Consider the following 3,891-nt stretch of genomic DNA (forward strand, 5'->3'; position numbering starts at 1 on the left):
GTCGTCTAATCAAGGGACAAGCAATTCTGGAAAGAACAGCGGCTGTAATTTGGAGCGTCCTTGAGCAAATAACGAGTCCCATCTTTCTTTGGAACGTATTTCCGCTGCACCCACATGAACCAGGTGTCCCCTTTAGCAATCGAGTGCATAATTCTAGGGAGAGGATGGCTGGAGAGGAGCTGCTGGAGATGTTGGTAGATTATTTAAAGCCTAAGAAGATTGTTGCGATTGGTAATGATGCTGAAAAGGCAGCGATAAGAATTAAGGGACATTGCAAAGCAATGAAAGTAAGGCATCCTAGTTATGGAGGACAAAATATCTTCCTTGAGCAAATACGATCAATATACAATATTGAAGAAATGAGCGCGCTTGGGTCCGATCACTGGTCGGGCATAGGTCTTGAGCGTGCTCATCCACTGCCGGGCATGCTTGGGGCTGGTCCAGCCGTGCCGGTGCGCCCGGACATAGCGAGCGGAACAGGTGGTGAAGGTGGGTGCTTCCGGTCCGATCCGCCGGGCCGCGCTTGACCTGCTTCTCCGGTACTCGGCGGTGCGCTCCCGCGCCCCGCGCCTCGGCCAGACCAGCCCCACGTCAGAGAAGCTACCCAAGCCCACCTCCTGGCGCTTGCCATGAAGGGGGGACTCCATGCGTAAAAACCCGATCAGACCCCCAATATGCACGGATTATACTGGACATCCAAGAACTTTACTGGACCATGATTGTATGTTTATATGGAGAGTTATTAGATTTTATCGGACGCCTTCGCACATTATTTTGGCTGATCCCTGCTCCGCCATAGATAGCCAAAATACAGCTACATCCCCGTGATCGAGCCCCTCCGATCCAGCATCGGAGGCGTTTGACTGCGCTCGATCAATAGCCCCTCATCCCGCTCCCAGAGAGTCTTCCCGCTCTCCCCTTTCTTCCGCGCTCAACTATCCGGACACCTGCGGCTCCGGGTCGAATTTCGGTTCGATCGGGGTCTAATTGGGGGTCTACCTCAACCATTAATCACATAACAATATGATTTAACGTAATTTTATTTTTCATTTGGGCGGAGCAGGGAGCTCCCAGGTATTCACGCTACGCCAGGGCGTTGCTCCTACGACAAAACCGAGGCGGACGGAATGCTGTGTGGGATAGGGAAGCGAGGCGAAGGTAGAGCGTGTAACGCGCTTGGTAGCGAAGTTACTACCGCTCTTTTAGTTTTACTCCCGAACGTACTTTACGCGGAGTTGCCATTGTCGATTGACGATTTGGTAACGCATAAAAGCAAAACAAAAATTAACGCATCGGTCGTGTATTCAAATAGCAATCGGTCGGGTTTTTTAACCAAGCGTGGGTTTATCGTAGGTACCAACAAGGTTGGTCAGGATGTATTTATCAATACGGTATCGTTTCATTATGGGCTTACGAAAAAAATAGAAGTGCACGGGAGGGGGAGTTTTTTATATAGCAGCGTCCGTGTCCGTAGCAGAGATACCATTGTTGAAAAAACGGAAACATCCGTCACGAACATTGGTCGGTTTGGGGATAGTTGGTTAGGTGTTAATTACCGCCTAAAAGAGGATGACGCTACGCCGGGGATTATCCTATCCACGGAAGCGGCCTTGTGGGAAAGGTTCGGAACCAACGTTGTATTTTTAAAATCGTTTACAGTAGGGATGACGGCATACAAAGCGATTGATCCCATCATTTTTTCATGTGACGCCGGGTATCAGATTAGTCTTCGACGGAATAACGGTGAGCATGACGTGCGTCCAGGTGGATTGCTTTGGGTGAGTCCTTCCGTTTCCTTTGTGGCAAATAACCGCGTAACGCTTGCAACGGGCTTTCGCTGGTCTGGTAGGGGCGCGGATCGTCATTACGGGAATAAACAACCTGAGGTATACCAGACGCAGACCGATTTGCAGCTAGGGGTAGGGTATAACTTTTCAAAAGACACTGCCCTGAATGTGCGGTTAATGGGTACTTTATCTGGTGGCGGTAGCTCGCAAATCGGGTTCAGTTGGGTACACACATTTTGACGTTTGGAATAATTATGCGAAACTATCGCACTAAAATTGCCTGCGCAACAGGTGCGCTTACCTTGGCAATGGCGATGCCCATGCTTGCCGACAGCGACCATCAAGTAACGCGACAAATGCTATCGGAAACGGATCGTGCAGCGATTTTCGGGAAGGACAGTAACTTTCAAGTTGCGCTGCTTACCGAAGCTGAAATGGCAGAAACGAAAGGTGCGCTGTGGCCCTTTATAGGGAATTGGGTTGCTCGATCATTTATAGGGGGCTTTTTTGGAGCTATAAGTTGGGGGTGGGACACCTATAATCGTCCGTATGGGGGAATTCCGCCGTCATTAGGTCATCATGTGCTACTATACTCCCTAGCTGGTCTGCTAAGTTCCAGCACTACCGTAGGAGGTGCTGTGGGGCTTGTGGTCGATAAAGCTGGAGGGGTCGATGTCATAGACGCCACGGCAGCAGCTATTAGAACGAAAATGATAGAGGCGGAGTGGACTATTAGAGACCTCCTAGACCGGGTTGGAACCGCGATAGATGAGGTCGTGGCGGATCATCTCCAAGATAGTTCAGGGGGTGGAAGAGCGGAGTCCGCATCCGTGGAATTCGCGGACTCCACGGATAGTTCCAGTCGCTATCTAATTAATCTTATAGACACTCTGGACCGCACGTCTCTGCGACAGTTCTTTTCCAGCCTCCCTGAAAGTACTTTAAGGTTAAATCTAGCGCAGGTGGGCATCCAAACGGAAACGACCACGAGCCGGGAAGACTTTCTGGCGAATCTCCCTACAGACACTGTGAATCGGGTTTTACTCGGACTTTCGGACGATCTGATGTCACAGTTTTTAGAGGATGTAGTACCACAAACCCTTCAGGATTCGATTACTGCGGCGGGCAATACACCTTCCGATTCGACTACTGCGAAGGATGTGCATTGGATATATTAAACAATATCTGTTATGTCTTGGAAAACCGTATACAACACATACCGAGGTGCGCCAACCCTGTTGCACCTCGCTTTCCCTCTCTCTATTGTTAGGATTATTTTCTTCACGGCTTCACCGTTGGATGTTGCCATTTTTATCTACGTGGTCTATTATTCCTTGGGGTTGCCTTTATTGATTCAACCCTATTTGAATCGAACAACCGGTGGGACAGACCGCGATAAGGAAATGCCTTATCTCTTAATACCCCTGGTGGTACTTGGTTTTTTAATGTTCATCTATGGTGTTGGGAGTTACTATTTTTCTCATGGGATATTTCCAACAGGGATTAGTTTTTCTGTCCCCTTTGCAACTTTCTTGCTGAGTATTGCTGCTTCGTTGTACTTCGGGGTTATTCTCCCAAAAGTTTTTCACATTAGTTTCCATGAACGTTCTATCATTAAACCGATTACCGCAGCAAGGATGTTTTCGCTTATTTTGCCCTCGTTATTTGGGACGGTCGCTAGTCTTTTGCTGTTGATAGGATCGGTTTTTTCTTTATTTATTCCAACGTTTGGGGAGGTTCCATTTGAAATGGAATTATCTTCGGTGTGGATAATTGTCCCTATCTGTTTGGTTATTCTCGGCTTGCTCAATCGCGTTTGGTTGCGTCCTTCTTTACTGCGGACAAAAGGGAGAGTTTCACGCGACGATCAGCTTCCGTACTTTGTAGTACCAACCTTAATTGTAGTGCTCTCGGTATTCTTGTTTGATGCCTACAGATATAACCTTGGTGCCATTACGATCGAGCACTTGCGGTTTAGTTACACGGCGTTTATCGTTAGCGCAACAATCCTATGGTATACGGGATTCACTTTACCCCGCTTTTACCATTTCAGATTCCAAGAATTCGCGTTCACCAAGCCTCTTTTGGGGAACGTACTAACGAC

The 3,891-nt window shown here is 48.3% G+C and carries 4 protein-coding genes and 1 pseudogene; 4 read left to right on the forward strand and 1 reads right to left on the reverse strand.

From position 1 onward, the window contains the following. On the forward strand, positions 1-527 hold a 527-nt coding region (locus N434_RS26030; protein ID WP_210206063.1), incomplete at its 5' end, for a uracil-DNA glycosylase. Here N434_RS26030 and N434_RS26255 read toward each other — a convergent pair. After that, positions 423-647 (reverse strand): annotated as a pseudogene (locus N434_RS26255) (hypothetical protein); the annotation flags it as partial. The gene N434_RS26030 and the pseudogene N434_RS26255 sit on opposite strands and share 105 nt — an antisense overlap. Positions 648-1,241: 594 nt before the next feature. Here N434_RS26255 and N434_RS25675 point away from each other — a divergent pair. The 3 genes from N434_RS25675 to N434_RS25235 all read left to right on the forward strand — a co-directional run. Beyond that, a complete protein-coding gene (locus tag N434_RS25675; protein WP_141401706.1) occupies positions 1,242-2,027 on the forward strand; it encodes a hypothetical protein in 786 nt (261 codons plus the stop codon). Positions 2,028-2,041: 14 nt separating this feature from the next. Then, positions 2,042-2,965, forward strand: a complete 924-nt coding sequence (locus N434_RS25230; protein WP_141401705.1) for a hypothetical protein — start codon at positions 2,042-2,044, stop codon at positions 2,963-2,965. Positions 2,966-2,977: 12 nt separating this feature from the next. Continuing rightward, positions 2,978-3,891: hypothetical protein (locus N434_RS25235; protein WP_146227721.1), on the forward strand; the 914-nt coding region annotated here is incomplete at its 3' end.

It is taken from the genome of Rhizobium sp. UGM030330-04, assembly GCF_003208455.1.
GTDB lineage: Bacteria > Pseudomonadota > Alphaproteobacteria > Rhizobiales > Rhizobiaceae > Agrobacterium > Agrobacterium rhizogenes_A.